Annotated in this window: 12 protein-coding genes; 1 reads left to right on the top strand and 11 read right to left on the bottom strand. The window is 64.7% G+C overall.

The window, feature by feature from the left end; translation table 11 throughout:
• Positions 1 to 26: 26 nt before the first annotated feature.
• From IZU87_RS01505 to IZU87_RS01465, 9 genes are all read right to left on the bottom strand, one after another.
• Positions 27 to 1,499 (bottom strand): electron transfer flavoprotein subunit alpha/FixB family protein, encoded by a 1,473-nt coding sequence (locus IZU87_RS01505; RefSeq protein ID WP_213113469.1) that lies wholly within the window; start codon positions 1,497 to 1,499, stop codon positions 27 to 29.
• Positions 1,496 to 3,685: a (Fe-S)-binding protein gene (locus IZU87_RS01500; protein WP_213113468.1), complete on the bottom strand. Its 2,190-nt coding sequence runs from the start codon at positions 3,683 to 3,685 to the stop codon at positions 1,496 to 1,498. Before IZU87_RS01500 ends, IZU87_RS01505 begins: the two co-directional genes overlap by 4 nt.
• A gap of 89 nt (positions 3,686 to 3,774) precedes the next feature.
• Complete coding sequence (gene dgcA, locus IZU87_RS01495; protein WP_213113467.1) at positions 3,775 to 5,853, bottom strand: dimethylglycine demethylation protein DgcA; 2,079 nt, start codon at positions 5,851 to 5,853, stop codon at positions 3,775 to 3,777.
• A gap of 272 nt (positions 5,854 to 6,125) precedes the next feature.
• Positions 6,126 to 6,662 carry a DUF5943 domain-containing protein gene (locus IZU87_RS01490; RefSeq protein ID WP_107335564.1) on the bottom strand — a complete coding sequence of 179 codons (537 nt, stop codon included), beginning with the start codon at positions 6,660 to 6,662 and terminating at the stop codon, positions 6,126 to 6,128.
• Positions 6,663 to 6,775: 113 nt separating this feature from the next.
• Positions 6,776 to 7,786: a dipeptidase gene (locus IZU87_RS01485; protein ID WP_107335565.1), complete on the bottom strand. Its 1,011-nt coding sequence runs from the start codon at positions 7,784 to 7,786 to the stop codon at positions 6,776 to 6,778.
• A gap of 248 nt (positions 7,787 to 8,034) precedes the next feature.
• Positions 8,035 to 8,796 carry a monofunctional biosynthetic peptidoglycan transglycosylase gene (gene mtgA, locus IZU87_RS01480; protein WP_502711601.1) on the bottom strand — a complete coding sequence of 254 codons (762 nt, stop codon included), beginning with the start codon at positions 8,794 to 8,796 and terminating at the stop codon, positions 8,035 to 8,037.
• A 285-nt stretch (positions 8,797 to 9,081) separates the two neighbouring features.
• Positions 9,082 to 10,263, bottom strand: coding sequence for a choline metabolism transcriptional regulator GbdR (gene gbdR / locus IZU87_RS01475; protein ID WP_249330391.1), 1,182 nt, complete (start codon positions 10,261 to 10,263; stop codon positions 9,082 to 9,084).
• A gap of 741 nt (positions 10,264 to 11,004) precedes the next feature.
• Positions 11,005 to 11,868: an S-formylglutathione hydrolase gene (gene fghA, locus IZU87_RS01470; protein ID WP_131431246.1), complete on the bottom strand. Its 864-nt coding sequence runs from the start codon at positions 11,866 to 11,868 to the stop codon at positions 11,005 to 11,007.
• A gap of 121 nt (positions 11,869 to 11,989) precedes the next feature.
• The gene (locus IZU87_RS01465; RefSeq protein ID WP_213113465.1) at positions 11,990 to 13,099 is read right to left on the bottom strand and encodes an S-(hydroxymethyl)glutathione dehydrogenase/class III alcohol dehydrogenase; all 1,110 of its coding nucleotides are present in this window, start codon (positions 13,097 to 13,099) and stop codon (positions 11,990 to 11,992) included.
• A gap of 286 nt (positions 13,100 to 13,385) precedes the next feature.
• Between IZU87_RS01465 and IZU87_RS01460 the strand changes: the two genes are divergently transcribed.
• On the top strand, positions 13,386 to 14,279 hold the full coding sequence (locus tag IZU87_RS01460) for a LysR family transcriptional regulator (RefSeq protein ID WP_213113464.1): 894 nt from the start codon (positions 13,386 to 13,388) through the stop codon (positions 14,277 to 14,279).
• 136 nt (positions 14,280 to 14,415) lie between these two features.
• Here the strand turns inward: IZU87_RS01460 and IZU87_RS01455 are convergent, their stop codons facing one another.
• The gene (locus tag IZU87_RS01455) at positions 14,416 to 15,942 is read right to left on the bottom strand and encodes an NCS1 family nucleobase:cation symporter-1 (protein WP_213113463.1); all 1,527 of its coding nucleotides are present in this window, start codon (positions 15,940 to 15,942) and stop codon (positions 14,416 to 14,418) included.
• Positions 15,899 to 16,294 (bottom strand): hypothetical protein, encoded by a 396-nt coding sequence (locus tag IZU87_RS01450; protein ID WP_213113462.1) that lies wholly within the window; start codon positions 16,292 to 16,294, stop codon positions 15,899 to 15,901. Before IZU87_RS01450 ends, IZU87_RS01455 begins: the two co-directional genes overlap by 44 nt.
• Between the last annotated feature and the right edge of the window lie 21 nt (positions 16,295 to 16,315).

Raw genomic sequence — 16,315 nt, 5'->3', positions numbered from 1 at the left:
TCCTTTCACCTGTCGCAGGCGCGAGTTCAGGCCGCGTCGGCGGCAAGCGTGGCGGATGACGTACTGGATGACGCCGAGGCCGCGGCAGGCACCTGACCCGCCGCCGAGGTATCACCGCCGGCACTGCGTTCGGCCTCGAGCTGCTGACAGAGACTGGCGAGAATCGCCCCGGCGTCGCCGATCACCGAAAGATCGGCACGCTTGACCATGTCACAGCCGCCATCGGTGTTGATGGCCACCACCTTGTCGCAGCGCTGGATGCCCTGCAGATGCTGGATGGCCCCCGAGATGCCCACCGCGACATAGACCCGCGCCGTCACCCAGGTACCGGTGGCACCGACCTGGCGGGCACGAGGCATGAAGCCGTCATCCACCGCCACCCGCGAGGCGCCTTCGGTGGCCCCCAGCAGGCTGGCGGCGCGGTGGAAGCCATCCCAATCGTGGATGCCGTTGCCCGCCGAGAGAATGAATTCGGCCTCGCCCAGCGCGATCGCGGAGGGGTCGACGGCCACCGGGCCAAGATCTTCGATCACGTCTGGCACGGCGTGCGCGGCACTGGCCGCCTCCCACTCGAGCGGCAGCGCGGCGTGGCGCACATCTTCCACCGGCTCGGCGCATTCCGCCTCGCACAGCACGATACGGGTCAGCGGGCGAGTCAGGTCCTGCTGACCATTGCCGCTGCGCCCGGTGACGCTCACCTCGGCAATCTCGCCACGCCCGATGGCGGCAAGCTCGCCGTCGAGCTGATAGGCATTACCGCTGGGCCGCGCCAGCGCATCGCCCTGGCACAGCAGGCGCGCGCCGAGACGTCGGCCGCGTTCGCCGCCGCCAGTGCGGGATTCCGGCAGCAACCACAGCCGTGGTGCCAGCTTGCCATCGATGGCCTCAAGCTCCGCCAGCTGGGCCAGCGGCGCGTAGCCGTCGTGGAGAGTATCGGCAAAGTGCAGCCAGCGATCGGCACCCGCCGCGCCGAGCCCGACACTGTCGGCGGCGTCACCATCCTCACGCAAGGTGCCGAAGGTGACGGCCAGCACCGCGCCCTGATGGGCGGGGTCGGCATCGGCGATCTGACGCGCCAGCCCCAGCACATCTCGGTCGTGACTCGAGAGTCGCCCACCGGTCATGTCCGGCACCACCGCGATCAGGAAGGCGGGTGATGCGATCTCGACCAGCGGCAGCACGCGCGCCTTGGCCACGACCGCAGGCTGGCCAGCACCCGCCGCGGCAGGCCCGGAGCGGCCACTGCGGTCGATACGTTTGCGGCCATTGGCGGCGATGAAGTGGCCGACATGCGGGTCGCGACGCATCACGCCCTGCGGGCCCATCCAGCGTTCCTGAGGGGCTGCCGCGCCGCGGCCCAGCGCCTGCAGCGCGATGAGGTGCTGCGGGTGCAGGCGATTGCGTGCCTGCTGCTCCAGACGCGGGTCACGGCGTGGCAACGCCTCTCGATGGGATACCGGTGGGCGCTCGGTTGCTTGTGGATCGACGGGAATCGTCATGCCGCCACCTCCGCGTCAGTGGGCTGCGTGGTCGACGCCGCCAAGCCTTGCGTGGACGCTTCCAGTACCAGCGCCCGCGCCATCAGTTCCGCCAGATCCAGCACCTGGGGTTCGGCTTCACCGGCCGGAGCCACCACGCCTTCCAGCATCGCGGTGCACTGCGGGCAGCCGACCGCCACGACCTCGGCGCCGGTCTCGCGCACATCGCCCATGCGCATGTCGGGGATACGCTGCTTGCCGGGGATGTCCGTCACCGGCGCGCCACCACCGCCGCCACAGCAGCGTGAGCGGAAACCGGAGCGCTGCATCTCGCGCACTTCCAGCCCCAGCGCCGCCAGCAAGCTACGCGGCGCCTCGAATTCACCGTTGTAGCGCCCCAGATAGCAGGGGTCGTGCCAGGTGACCGCGCCGAGCGTCGCCAGTCTGGTGGCATCGAGGCTCAGGCGACCGGCCGCCAGCAGCTCGTTCATGTAGCTGGTGTGGTGGTTGACGAGGTAGTCGCCACCGAAGGCGGCATATTCACGTCCCAGCACATGGAAGCTGTGCGGATCGCAGGTGATGATGCGCGCGAAGCGATACTTCGACAGGGTGGCGATATTGCGGGTGGCCAGCGACTGGAAGGTCGCCTCATCCCCCAGACGGCGCGCCACATCACCACTGTCACGTTCTTCCGCACCGAGGATGGCGAAATCCACCCGGGCGGCGCGCAGTACCTGCACGAAGGCGCGCAGCGTGCGCTGGTTGCGCATGTCGAAGGCGCCATCGCCCAGCCACAGCAGCGCTTCCACCGGACGCGGATCACGCGCCGCCTCGCGGGCAGCCTGCAGCTCGGCGATGCGCGGCAGGTCGAGGTCCGCCGCCCAATGCAGGCGCGCTTCGAGCGCGAAGCCGCCCGGGTTGTCGGTGGCGATCAGGTTGTCGAGCACCTCGACGCCCTTGCCCGGCGTCGCGCCCTGCTCCAGCGTCATGTGACGGCGCATGTCGACGATGGCATCGACGTGCTCGATCATCATCGGGCACTCCTCGACGCAGGCGCGACAGGTGGTGCAGGCCCACAGGGTTTCCGGCTCGACCAGTACCTTGAACTCGTGGATCAGCTTGTCGCCATCTGTCGCCTCACCCGCAGCGCCCGGTGCCGCCTTGATCTGGATCGGCCCGGATGACGCTGCCTGAGCTGCCGGGCGAGCATGCGGAGAGGCCCCGACGATGGTCTGCTGCGGGCCGCCGCCATGCTGGCCGGGCGCGCGCCTGGGCTCATCGCCCGGATAGGGCGAACCGGCGTAGGCGGCATCGCTGCCACCGGCCATGCCGACCACTATGTCCTGGATCAGTTTCTTGGGATTGAGCGGCTGACCGGCCGCGAACGCCGGACACACCGCTTCACAGCGCCCGCACTGCACGCAGGCATCGAAGCCCAGCAGCTGACGCCAGTTGAAATCGGACGGCTTGCCGACGCCCAGCGGTGCCTCGGGGTTGGTCAGGTCCAGCGGCAGCAATGCGCTGTCGCGGATGCCCGCACTATCGCGGGTGCTGAAACGTGCCGGACGCCGATGGAAGGCCAGATGCAGCGCACCGGCGAAGGCATGCTTCATCGGCCCGGTGATGCGCGAGCCGCCGCCGGTCATGCCGACGATCATCTCGAGCAGCCCCCAGCCGATGCCCACTACCAGCACCAGCCCGAGGATACCGCCGGAGATCATGCCGCCGACGCCTTCCGGCAGCACCAGTGACAGACTCATCACGAACAGGCTGGCGGAGAACACCAGCAGGCTCTTGGGCAGACGCATCCACGGGCCACGCGACAGACGTGCCGGCGGGTCGAGGCGACGACGACGCACGAACAGCGCGCCACCGAACATCGCGCCACTGGCCAGCAGCAGCAAGACGCCCAGCCAGGCGGAGTCGATGCCGAAGCCGTAGACCACCACCATCAGCAGCGCCGCGGCCACGAAGCCGCCCCCGGTGGCGACGTGGGTGTTGGCCATGTAGCGGTCCCGCGCGACCACGTGGTGCAGGTCCACCCCGTAGCGGCGCGGTACCTTGGCAAGGCTCGCGATCAGCTCTCCCACACTCATGGACGTGGCATCCGCCCGCCCCTGGCGCCACAGGCCGATGCGCTTGACCGCGCCGATGGCAGCCAGCGCCAGCGCGGTGAAGATCAATACCGACAAGATCGTGTCATTCATGCTGCTCACCCTCTTTCTTCAAGCCCGCTGTCGACCGGACGACTGCCGAGCCGGCGGCATAGGTGCGGCCGGCTCGGCAGATCACGTCATCAGAAGTCCTTGCACAGACGCAGGGCGTCATAGATGGCGGCGTGGGTGTTGCGCGGTGCGTTGCAGTCACCGAGGCGGAACAGCAGGTAATCATTGCCTTCGGTGGCCTGGCTCAGGCACGGCTGCGGCTTGATGGCGTAGAGCGACTCGACGTCGATCTGGCCCTTGTTGAGCGAGCCGTCCTTGAAGGCGTAGTAGAGCGCCTCATCCGGGCGCACGCCGTTCTCGACCACGATCTGATCGACGACGCGCTCTTCCAGCGTGCCGGTGTATTCGTTCTCGAGCACCGCCACCAGGCCCTCACCCTCGCGGTAGACCTCATGCAGCACCATGTCGGAGGTCATCACGACTTCCTTGGCATACAGGCTGCGGTAGTAGGTCGGGAAGGTGGTGCCGCCGACCGCCGCACCCGGCTTGATGTCGTCGGTGACGATCTCGACCCTGGCGCCCTTGTCGGCCAGATAGTCGGCCACCGAGACCCCGGAGAACTCGCAGATGCTGTCGTAGATCAGCACGTTGCTGCCCGGCGCGACGCGCCCGTCCAGCACGTCCCATGAAGAGACGATCAGGCTCTTGGCCGGGTCTTCGTCGTAGCCCCAGGACGCGAACTGGTCCATGAACGGACGACCGCCCACCGCGAGGATCACCACATCGCCGCGCAGGTCACGGATGGTGCCCTCATCGGCCCGCGTGCCCAGGCGCAGGTCAACCTTCAGGCGCGCCAGTTCCAGCTGATACCAGCGCGTGATGCCGGCGATCTGATCGCGCTGCGGCGCCTTGGCCGCGATGGTGATCTGACCGCCCAGCTCGTCACGGGCCTCGAACAGCGTCACGTCGTGGCCGCGTTCGGCGCACACGCGGGCTGCCTCCATGCCGGCCGGACCGCCCCCGACGATGACAACCTTGCGCACCGGGCCGCTGGTCTTCTCGATCTGATGCGGCAGGCCCATGTATTCGCGCGAGGTGGCGGCATTCTGGATGCACAGCACGTCGAGGCCCTGATACTGGCGGTCGATGCAGTAGTTGGCGCCGACGCACTGCTTGATCTGGTCGAGCTGGCCCATCTTGATCTTGGCGATGATGTGCGGATCGGCGATGTGGGCGCGGGTCATGCCGACCATGTCGACATAGCCGCCTTCCAGGATACGCTCGGCCTGGTTGGGGTCCTTGATGTTCTGGGCGTGGATCACCGGAATCGAGACGACTTCCTTGATGCCGGAGGCCAGGTGCAGGAAGGGTTCCGGCGGGTAGGACATGTTGGGAATGACATTGGCGAGGCTGTTGTGGGTATCACAGCCGGAGCCGATCACGCCGAAGAAGTCGAGCAGGCCGGTGGCGTCGTAATAGGCCGCGATCTGCTTCATGTCGTCGTGGGACAGGCCATCGGGATGGAATTCATCGCCACAGATGCGCATGCCGACCACGAAGTCGTCGCCGACTTCGGCGCGCACCGCCTTGAGCACCTCGAGACCGAACTTCATGCGGCCCTCGAAGCTGCCGCCCCACTCATCGGTGCGCTTGTTGACGCGCGGGCTCCAGAACTGGTCGATCAGGTGCTGGTGCACGGCGGACAGCTCGACGCCGTCCAGGCCGCCTTCCTTGGCACGCCGCGCCGCCTGGGCGAAATCGGCGATGATGCGCTGGATCTCCTCCACCTCGATGGTCTTGCAGGTGGAGCGGTGCACCGGCTCGCGGATGCCGGACGGCGACATCAGCGAGGTCCAGTCGAAGCCGTCCCAGCGCGAGCGACGGCCCATGTGGGTAATCTGGATCATGATCTTGCCGCCATGCTTGTGCACGGCATCGGCCAGATTCTGGAAATGCGGAATGATGCGGTCGGTCGACAGATTGACGGAGCTCCACCAGCCCTGCGGGCTGTCGATGGAGACCACCGAGGAGCCACCACAGATGCACAGGCCACACCCGCCCTTGGCCTTCTCTTCGTAGTAGCGCACGTAGCGCTCGGTGGTCATGCCGCCATCGGTGGCATACACCTCGGCGTGGGCGGTACTGACGACGCGGTTGCGGATGGTCAGCTTGCCGATCTCGATCGGCTGGAAGAGTGCGTCGAATGCCATGGTGAGAGCTCCTCGCCGGGGAGAGCGCCGCCTCGTCACGCTGGCCTGGCCTGCCCGCCGCCACGAGTCGTTGCTGGTGGCGGCGGGGTCGGCGTCAGGCGTCTTGCATGTCAGGAAAGGCGGCGCTCAGGCGTTGCGTTGTCGTTGTTGTGGGTGGTGAGTGTCGTGACAGAGAGATGAACGGGCAGCCGGCTTGTGCTGTTGCCTTTTGCCTGGGCCGGGTCTGGGCCTTGACCCGAGCCATGGAATAGAGAGTGGCGGATCCGAAAACGTCACACTGTTCCGGGAGCGACCTCGAAATATCCCACGTCACAGCCTTCCTCACCGCCGCTCTGGGTCTGCACGGCGACGGTGCGCAGCTCGCTGCCACGCGCAGCCAGAATCTGGTCCATCGCGCCGGCGAACCAGCCGGTGAACATGTACTCGAGCCTGGTGCCGGTCTTGCCCTGCTGATAGACGAAGCAGGAGTGTTCCAGGCGCACCTTGCAGGTACCGCGCTCCAGATCGATCTCCTCGGTGATGAACAGACCCCAGCCGCGCTGCGACAGGCGCTTCATGTAGTGCTCGAAGACTTCCACGCCGACCAGGCCATGCAGCTCGGCTTCCTTCTCACACCAGTGCCAGGCGCTCTTGTAGCCGGCGTGATAGAGAATCTCGGCGTATTTCTCCACGCCCAGCGCCTCTTCCACCGCGACATGGTTGTTGATGAAGAAGTGGCGCGGCACGTACAGCATCGGCAGCGCATCGGACGTCCAGACGCCAGTCTCGCTATCCACTTCGATCGGCAGTTCAGGGGCCATCTTGCTCATGTCGGTGTCCTCCAAAGGGGGCTTGAGGGAATTGCAAAAGAGAGATCAGGAAAGAAGGATCAGGAAAGTGCGGTCAAGTAAGAGCGATCAATAAAAGGCACAGGCAGCCAGACTCAGCCGCCCCAGACATTTTCCAGCGTGCGCAGCCAGTTCTCGCCCATGATCTTGCGCACCTGATGCTCGCTCATGCCGCGACGCAGCAGCGCCTCGGTCAGATTGGGGAACTCGCCGATGGTGCGGATGCCTTCCGGATTGACGATCTTGCCGAAGTTGGTGAGACGACGGGCGTAGCCCTTGTCGTGGGTCAGCCACTCGAAGAAGTCCTGGCCGTGGCCCTGGGTGAAGTCGGTGCCGATGCCGATGGCATCCTCGCCGACCAGGTTCATCACGTATTCGATGGCCTCGACGTAGTCGTCGACGGTGGCGTTGACGCCGGCCTTGAGGAAGGGGGTGAACATGGTGACGCCGACGAAACCGCCGTGTTCGGCGATGAAGCGCAGCTCGGCATCGGACTTGTTGCGCGGGTGGTCCTTGAGACCGGCCGGCGCGCAGTGGGAATAGCAGACAGGTACCCTGGATTCGAGGATGACTTCCTCGGAGGTCTTCGAGCCGACGTGGGAGAGATCACACATCACGCCGACGCGGTTCATCTCGGCGACCATCTCGCGGCCGAAACCGGACAGGCCGCCGTCGCGCTCGTAGCAGCCGGTGCCGACCAGATTCTGGGTGTTGTAGCACATCTGCACGATGCCCACGCCGAGCTGCTTGAAGACATCGACATAGCCGATCTGGTCTTCATAGGCGTTGGCATTCTGGAAGCCGTAGATGATGCCGGTCTTGCCGGCGGCCTTGGCGGCGCGGATGTCGGCGGCCGTGCGCGCCACGCAGACCAGATCACTGCTCTCGGCGATCAGCTGGTTGCTCTTGACGATGTTGTTGACGGTCGCCTGGAAGCCTTCCCAGACCGAGACAGTGCAGTTGGCAGCGGTCAGACCGCCCTTGCGCATGTCCTCGAACAGCTCGCGCTGCCACTTGGCGATCACCAGACCATCGATGACGATGCTGTCATCGTGCAGGGCGCGGGCCGCATCGGACCCACCGAAGGAGGAGGAGAATTCGGACATCATGTCGCTCCGGCGCTGGGCAGGCGGCTCTGGAAGTCAGGTCACTGCCCGTACCCGGCGGACAGGGCCTGCCGGAACACGATCTCCAGCAGGCTGTGCCAGCATAGTCCTGCCCTCTTTCCCCTCTGACGCCAGATGCGACCCGTGGCTATCGAATCGCGTCAGGGCTGTCGTTTCTGAAACGACGACGCCCCGACTCGAGAGAGCCGGGGCGTCGCGGGACAGCCGATGGTGTAGCGACAAGCCGGTCAATGCGCGGGTGACAGCTCTTTCAGCGAAGGCAGCAGGTCCCAGCTCAGCCAGCCACGCGGCTGCTCCAGACGCTTCAAGTAGCCCATGCCGAGATTGTTCATCTGACGGCGCGTCCAGCTGGCGCGGCGCTGGATATAGGCCGAGGGCTTGCCGGCATTGAAGCGGATCGGGTTGGGCAATACCGCCGCCAGCAGACTGGCCTGGTAGGCGGAAAGGCTGGCGGCATCGGTATTGAAGTGATGCTCGGCCGCTGCCTCGACGCCGAAGACCCCCGGCCCCCATTCGGCGACATTCAGGTAGACCTCGAGAATGCGCTCCTTGGGCCAGATCATCTCGATCAGGATGGTGAACCAGACCTCCAGCCCCTTGCGCACCCAGCTGCGCCCGTTCCACAGGAAGACATTCTTGGCGGTCTGCTGGCTGATGGTACTGGCGCCACGCAGACGCTCACCGGCCAGCCGTGCATCAATGGCCTTGACGATCTGATCGACATCGAAGCCGTAGTGATCGGGGAATTTCTGGTCTTCCGAGGCGATCACCGCCAGACGGGCATTGTCGGAAATCTGCTCCATCGGCACCCAATCATGCTGCAGCGCCATCGGCTCGCCGGTGACCAGGCCATAGCCCCACTTCTCCAGCATCACCATCGACACCGGCAACGGCACGAAGCGCAGCAATACCACCAGGCCGATGCAGGCCACCATCCAGCAGGCGACGACCTTGAATGCCCACACCGCCAGCCAGCGCAGGCGCTCCATCGGGCGCATGCCGGCACGCGGCGCCGGGCGGCGTGTCGCCCCGCGCCGAACACCCGCCACACGCTCCGTGCCTGCCTGCCTGCGTTGCTGTCCTCGTGCCATCCCTTGCCGTCCCCTGTCGTGCGTGTCGTGGCTCGCCGCCGAGCCATTGTCGTGTCAGCCACTGCTTCCTGGTGCCTTCGAGTGTACCAGAGCGTGCCGGTGGCTCCTGTGAAAACGACAACGCCCCTGCCGGAGAGGCAGAGGCGTTGGACATTGCGGGAAGCTGGCGTCAGTCGGCAGGCGTCAGCCCTGCAGGCGCACGCTGGCGTAGGTCGGCTCACCGCGCGCATTGGCCAGTGCCAGAATCGCCGAGGAGACGGGGGACTCGCTGGCCGGTTGCAGGGGCGCATTGCCGACCATGCTCTGGCCGATCGACTGGTGCAGCAGCCCTTCCAGACTGGCGACACCGGTCAGCTGATGATCGCCATCGGCGCGACACGGCACCTCCAGCACGCTGACACTGCGCTCGCCACCGATGCGCTCGTCACGCGGCGGCATGCCGAAGTACTCGCGGTAGCACTTGGAGAAGTGCGGCGTGGACACGAAGCCGCAGGCCGAGGCCACCTCGATGATCGACAGCGCCGTCTGCTTGAGCAGCTGACGCGCGCGGGTCAGGCGCAGCTTGAGGTAGTGGCGCGACGGCGAGCAGTGCAGATACCGCTGGAACAGCCGCTCCAGCTGACGGCGCGAGACATCGACATAGTGCGCCAGCTCGTCCAGGCCGATGGGCTCTTCCAGATTGGCCTCCATCAGCGCGACGATTTCCAGAAGCTTGGGCTGGGTGGTGCCCAGCACATGCTTGAGCGGCACGCGCTGCTGGTCCTGCTCGCCACGTACGCGATCGCAGATGAACATCTCGGAGATGCCCGCCGCCAGCTCGCGGCCATGCTCGCGACCGATCATGGTCAGCATCATGTCCATCGGCGCGGTACCGCCGGAGGCCGTGGCGCGGTCCTGATCGATGGAGAACAGTCGTGTGGTCAACGGCACGCGCGGGAAGGCTTCCTGCATCGCGGCCAGACACTCCCAGTGGATGCTGGTCTCATGGCCTTCGAGCAGCCCTGCCTGGGCCAGCGCCCAGCTGCCGGTGCAGACGGCACCCAGCTTGCGGCCGGCACGCGCCTGCGCCTGCAGCCAGCTGACATGCGGGCGATGCACGGAGCGCTGGATGCCGACGCCACCGCACACGATGACGATATCCAGCGGCGGGCAGGCCTCGGTGGAGGTATCGGGCGTGACCTGCAGGCCATCGCTGGCACGCACGGGGGCGCCTTCCAGCGTCACGGTATACCAGCGGTACAGCTCGCGTCCGGCCAGCTGATTGGCCATGCGCAGCGGTTCCACCGCCGAGGCCAGCGAGATGAGCGTGAAGCTGTCGAGCAGCAGGAAGCCGATGGTCTGCGGCTGGCGCGTCTCGCCGGCCATTCCTGCAGCGGATGAGTGAGCTTCGTACGGGCGGGCGAAACGGCCACTGGTCAATGCCATGAGGGGAGTCCTTCTCTATATCTGCTTGAGTGGCAGACCGGGGCCTCGTGGTGCCCTCTCCCGTGGCCTGATGAGGCCGGCGGGGGTCCGCAGTATTATCGTTATTGGGTCTCAGCAGGGAGCGAACCCGGAGGGTCGGCTCCAGCAGCGACGACATCGGCGATCGGCCCCATCAGGGGGAGGTCAATAAGCGACCTCTGCAATTCCGATAGCGTCAGGGATGTCGTGATTCACTGCCTGGACGTCGTGCGTTGTCCACCTCTCGACAGTAAACCATCGCGCCTGCCTGGCGCAGTGACTTTATCGCCGCTGTGCAGCAAATCATCGTTGCCGTACGGCACAGAATAACGCCCGAGTTGGCTACCACTGACGCAGCATAAGCAAACGCCACCAGAACGGGCCTTCATGCCTGAAGGTTCTGAAAAACGCCGCTTTTCATGACGAAAAAACGACAGACCCGCTATCCATCAATCGATAGCGGGACTGTCGTTTCTGTCTTTCACGCAGTGTCTCTGCTCGGCGAGCGATCAGCTGCGATTGGCACTGTCATACCTCAACGCCTGAGGCTCACCTCAAAGCAGGTGCTTCGCATGCTTTTCATTTCTACCGGCGACCACACTCACACCTCAAAGGAGGTGTTTCGCGTGTCTATTCATCTCTACCAGCTACCACACTCACACCTCAAAGGAGGTGTTTCGCGTGGTAGGTCAAATGCTCATCGATGAAGCTGGCCATGAAGAAGTAGCTGTGGTCGTAGCCGGGCTGACGACGCAGGACCAGCGGGTGATCCAGCTCGGCGCAGACCGCCTCCAGGCGCTCCGGCTTGAGCTGCTCCTCGAGGAACTGATCACTCTCGCCCTGCTCGACGAACAGCTCCTGACGCGCGGCGCCGCTCTTGCTCGCCTGCTTGACCAGTTCGCAGGTGTCCCACTGCGCCCACTGGGTGCGGTCATCACCGAGATAGCCGCTGAAGGCTTTCTCGCCCCACGGGCAGGCCATCGGATTGACGATCGGCGCGAAGGCCGAGACCGAACGATAGCGGCCAGGATTCTTCAGCGCGCAGATCAGCGCGCCGTGGCCACCCATGGAGTGACCGGAGATCGACTCACGCTCGCCATCCACCGGGAAGTGCCGCTTGACGAGCGCCGGCAGCTCCTCGGTGACGTAGTCATACATGCGGTAATGACGCGCCCACGGCTCGCGGGTGGCATTGACGTAGAAGCCTGCGCCACTGCCGAAGTCGTAGCTGTCGTCTTCGCCATCCAGATTGACGCCGCGCGGACTGGTGTCCGGGCAGATCAGGGCGATGCCCAGCTCCGCCGCCTTCTTCTGCGCGCCGGCCTTCTGCATGAAGTTCTCGTCGGTGCAGGTCAGCCCCGACAGCCACCACAGCATCGGCACCGGGCCCTGTTCGGCCTGGGGTGGCAGATAGATGGCGAACACCATGTCGCAATCCAGGCTGCCGCTGCGGTGACGGTAACGCTTGAGCCAGCCGCCATGCACCTTGTTGGCGCTGACCAGCTCGAGTTGTTCGGTCGCGGTCATCATGCTCTCCCTTGTGATATCGCCCATGAAAACGGCGTCGGCAAGCCGACGCCGTTTCGCGTTCCAGACCTCACCGGGCAACAGGTGTTTCCGTGTTGCCCGGCGGCAGTTCAGCCCCGGATCAGAAGCTCAGCACGGTACGGATCGACTTGCCTTCGTGCAGCAGATCGAAGGATTCGTTGATCTTCTCGAACGGCATCTGGTGAGTGATGAAGTCGTCCAGATTGATCGCGCCGTCCATGTAACGCTCGACGTAGCCCGGCAGTTCGGTACGGCCCTTGACGCCACCGAAGGCGGAGCCTTTCCAGACGCGCCCGGTCACCAGCTGGAACGGACGGGTGGAGATCTCTTCACCGGCACCGGCGACGCCGATGATGATGGATTCGCCCCAGCCCTTGTGCGCGCACTCGAGCGCCGCACGCATGACGTTGACGTTGCCGATGCACTCGAAGGAGTAGTCGACGCCGCCGTCGGTCATGTCGACGATGGCTTCCTGGACCGGCACGGACAGCTTGCTCGGGTTGACGAAGTCAGTGGCGCCGAACTTGCGAGCCAGGTCGAACTTGTCTTCATTGATGTCGATGACGATGATGCGCGACGCCTTGGCCATCACCGCACCCTGGATGGCGGCCAGACCGATGGCACCGAGGCCGAAGATGGCGACGGTAGAGCCCGGCTCGACCTTGGCGGTGTTCATCACCGCGCCGATACCGGTGGTGACGCCACAGCCCAGCAGGCAGATCTTGTCCAGCGGGGCTTCCTTGGACACCTTGGCCAGCGAGACTTCCGGCACCACGGTGTATTCGGAGAAGGTAGAGGTGCCCATGTAGTGGTGCAGCATCTTGCCATCGAGAGAGAAGCGCGAGGTGCCGTCCGGCATCAGGCCGCGACCCTGGGTGGCACGCACGGCGCTGCACAGATTGGTCTTGCCGGAGAGGCAGAACTTGCACTTGCCGCATTCGGCGGTGTAGAGCGGAATGACGTGGTCGCCCGGCACCAGGCCAGTCACGCCTTCGCCCACTTCCTCGACGATACCGGCGCCTTCGTGGCCCAGCACGGACGGGAACAGGCCTTCCGGGTCTGCGCCGGACAGGGTGAACGCATCGGTGTGACAGACGGCGGTATTGACGATGCGTACCAGCACCTCACCGGCCTTCGGCCCTTCGACATCGATCTCGACCAGTTCCAGCGGCTTGCCGGCTTCCAGCGCAATCGCAGCACGTGATTTCATGAATCTCTCCTAGTGAGCATCAATAGCGGTAAACTGGCTGCCAATCTCATGCCCCCTGGTGTGGTGACGATCACCACGGAGGCCACCCTGAAAGGTAGCAGCACCTGACAGGTTGCATGGATGAGTCGCCCGAGGGACTCCCCACGCGACAGGCACTGGGCTCGTCCTTGCGGTTCATCCTTGCGGGCTTGGCATGGAGCACAGTCTACGCAGTCATGCGGGTGGGATTAAGCCGTCGGCACTCAGATGATTATTGCCACTCAACAACAATGAAAGAGGAGCCAGCATGCAGCGCTGGGACCGTATCGAAGCCTTCGTGGAAGTCGTCAGGATCGGCTCATTTTCCGGTGCCGCCCGTCATCTCGGGGTGTCCAGCTCACATGTCAGTCGTCTGATCAGCCAGTTGGAAGCCCAGCTCGATACCCAATTGCTCTACCGCACCACCCGTCAGACGCGTCTCACCGATGCCGGACAGGTGTATTTCGAGCACTGCCATCACCTCTTCGATGGCTTCCGCGCCGCCGAACAGGCCATCGGCGACTTCCACGCTCGCCCCAGCGGCGTGCTCAAGCTGACCAGCGCCACCACCTTCGGCGAGCGCTACGTCGCGCCGCTGGTCAACGACTTTCAGCTGCTGCACCCGCAACTGGAAGTGCAGATGCACTTCACCAACCGCCCGGTGGAACTGATCGACGAGGGCTTCGACGTCGCCATCCGCATGGGCGTGCTCAAGGATTCCTCGCTGATCGCAAGGCGGCTGGTGGACCGCCGCGAATTCGTCGTCGCCTCGCATGACTACTTCCAGCAGGCACCGCGCCCGCACACCCTGGCCGAGCTCTCCAGCCACCGCTGTCTGGCCGGTTCCAAGCGCGAGTGGCTGTTCGAGGTCGAGGGCCAGCGCCGTGAGGTGCGCATCACCGGCAGCTGGCAGGCCAACTCTGGCCCGGCGCTATTGGACGCCACGCTCAAGGGCCTCGGCCTTGCCCAGATTCCCGACTATTACGTCGCGCCCCATCTGGCCAGCGGCAAGCTGATCTCGGTGCTGGATGAGTACCAGGTGCGCGATACCGGGGTGTGGATCGTCTATCCCCGCCACCGCCACCTCTCGCCCAAGGTGCGCCAGTTCGTCGACTTCATGGTCGAGCGCTTCGAAGATGGCATCCCCGGCCTTGACGCATGACGCGCCGCCGCGGATGAGCTGCCGATTGATGAGCGGATGAGTTGATGAGCGGATGAGTTGATGAGCCGACGAATGACAGACGGGCTGCCAATCGGCAGCCCGTCTGTCATTGCACTCACCATGCTCATCAGCGGCATCAGGCGCGCTGCGCCCCGCTGCCTGGTACTGCCTCGGGCAGATGCACCGGCGGCGCCTTGACCAGCAACTTGCTGGCCACGAAGTAGACCAGCGCCCCCAGCAGCGAGCCGGTGAACCAGCCGTAGTCGTAGAACCAGGAAAGCCCGGGCTGCGAGAAGCTGATCACCGTCAGCCCCACCGGCACGAAGAAGGCGATGAAGCCCGCCGGATTGAAGGCCGGATAGGTGCTGCCATCCAGATAGAGTGCCGGCAGATCAAAGGACTGACGACGGATCACGAAGTAGTCGACGATCATGATCCCCGCGATCGGCCCCAGCAGACTCGAATAGCCCAGCAGCCAGTTGGAGTAAAGACTCTCGAGACTGACGTCCGAGACGATCCAGCCCATCTTCTTGATCAGCTCGAAGCCCATCAGCAGCACCCCGACCAGCCCGGTCAGCAACACCCCGCGGGTCTGGTTGATGAACTTCGGCGCGATGTTCTGGAAGTCGTTGGTCGGCGAGACGATGTTGGCCGCAGTGTTGGTGGAGAGCGTCGCGATGATGATCAGCACCATGGCGATGGCGACCCAGCCGGGGCTGTCGATGCGCCCGATCAGGTTGACCGGGTCAGAGATGGTTTCGCCCACCAGCGAGCTGGACGCCGCGGTCAACACCACGCCGAGCGCCGCGAAGAAGAACATCGTCAGCGGCAGACCGATGATCTGACCGACGATCTGGTCCTTCTGGCTCTTCGCGTAACGGCTGAAGTCAGGAATGTTCAGCGACAGCGTCGCCCAGAAACCGACCATCGCGGTCAGGCCCGCCATGAAGTAGCTGGCCACGCCATCGCCTTCGGGACGATTCGGCGGCTGGGCCAACAGCTCGCTGATCGAGGTATGCGGCAGCGCCCACACCATCAGGCCGACACCCACCGCCAGCAGCAAGGGCGCGGAGAGTGTCTCCAGCCACTTGATGGATTCCGCGCCGCGAATCACCACGAACAGGTTGAGCGCCCAGAACACGAAGAAGCCGATGACCTCGCCTACCCCACCCAGCGCCTTCCAGTCGGCCGAGAGGCTCGACAGCAGCAGGTGGATCGCCAGCCCGCCGAACATCGTCTGGATACCGAACCAGCCACAGGCGACCACCGCGCGAATCATGCATGGCACGTTGGAGCCGATGATGCCGAAGGAGGAGCGCAGCACCACCGGGAAGGGAATCCCGAAGCGCGTGCCGGGGAAAGCGTTGAGGGTCAGCGGAATCAGCACCACCAGGTTGGCGACCAGAATCGTGAACAGCGCCTCGCCGACGCTCAGGCCGAAGTAGGCGGTCAGGACGCCACCCAGGGTGTAGGTCGGCACGCAGATCGACATGCCGACCCACAGTGCGGCGATGTTCCAGCGCGACCAGGTGCGCTCGGCACTCCTGGTCGGCGCGATATCCTCGTTGTAACGCGGGCTGCGGGCGACATCCTGTGCCACCACCAGCTCGATCATTTCCTCATTGCTGCGCACCATGTGCGAGCGCGTCTGTGTCGGGGCCATGAGTCCTCACCTGTTCAGCTGTTGTTATTGTTGAGGGTGATGCACTGCGCTTGCCTTGTGTCACTTGTCGTTTCCTGTCTTCCTCACCTTCTCCGTCGCTTTCCTGACTCCTCTTCGCTCCTCCCCGTTCGGCACACTTCATCAGGCACACTTCATTCGGCACTGCATGCAGAAGATTCTGATGCAGAAGATTCTGCGGCAGACGAATCTGTGGCAGGCCGTGTAGAAGAAACACCTTGCGCAGTTCGTGTGCAAAACCCTGTGGCAAATCGCATGCCGCCGGCCGGATTATTGCCGACAAATCAAACCTGTCTTGCAAGACAACTTGAGATGCAATGGCGCGTATTTTCATGCATGACGCCTGTCAGGTGGC

It is taken from the genome of Cobetia sp. MC34 (assembly GCF_018340035.1).
Taxonomy (GTDB): Bacteria; Pseudomonadota; Gammaproteobacteria; order Pseudomonadales; family Halomonadaceae; genus Cobetia; species Cobetia amphilecti.
The sequence above is the reverse complement of the archived record's forward strand: the minus strand, read 5'-3'. Positions and strand labels throughout refer to the sequence as shown.